The organism is Streptomyces sp. B6B3, assembly GCF_039871525.1.
Classification (GTDB): Bacteria; Actinomycetota; Actinomycetes; order Streptomycetales; family Streptomycetaceae; genus Streptomyces.
Map to the genome: position 1 here is coordinate 1 of NZ_JBDPLU010000072.1, position 813 is coordinate 813.

Consider the following 813-nt stretch of genomic DNA (forward strand, 5'->3'; position numbering starts at 1 on the left):
CGGCGGCGAGCGCTGTCACGGCACTGTGCGGTGTCAGCACGCCCTTCGGGGTGCCGGTGGAGCCCGAGGTGTACATCAGGTAGAAGCCACTGGCCGGCGTCAGTGATCCGCCGCGTTCGACGTCGGTGAGAGAGTCCTTCGCCAGCTCGGCGGTCTCCTTCACCGTCCCGGGATCGTCGATGTCGATGCGGACCGCCGAGTGGGTCGGTGGGGCGAAGTCGCTGGTGGTGATGAGGAGCGCGGGGTTGCTGTCGGTCAGTAGGTGTTTGATGCGGCTGGTGGGGTGACCGGTGTCGATGGGGACGAAGGTGGCGCCGGTCTTGGCGACGGCCAGGAATGCCTCGATCAGGTCGGGGCTACGGGGCAGTGCGACGGCGGCTCGATCACCCGTAGCCAGGCCTTGGTGGATGAGGTGGCGGGCGAGCCTGTTGGTGCGGGCGTCGAGTTCGGCGTAGGTCCAGGAGTCTTCTCCCGCGATGACCGCCGGGACATCCGCACGGGCGGCGACCTGGGCGGCGAACGCCTCCACCACCGTCCCAGCGGTCTCGATGGGCGCGTCCCCGATCGCTTTCTCGTCGAGTAGCCACTCCCGTTCGCCCTCCAGCAGCAGGTCGAAGTCCTCGACCCGCCGCCCGTCATCCGCCGCCACCTGCCGCAACAAACTCACCAATCTCTTGGCGATCTGTTCGGCGGTGGATTCGTCGAAGAGGTCGTGGGCGTATTCGATGTGGCCGTCCAGTCCTGCGGGGTTTCCGTCCGGGTTGGTGTTTTCGGTGAGGAGGAAGGCGAGGTCGAATTTTGAGGTGTTGAGGG

The 813-nt window shown here is 66.8% G+C and carries 1 protein-coding gene; it reads right to left on the reverse strand.

What is annotated here, in order from left to right:
* Window positions 1–813: AMP-binding protein (locus tag ABGB06_RS39410; RefSeq protein WP_347600566.1), on the reverse strand; the 813-nt coding region annotated here is incomplete at both ends.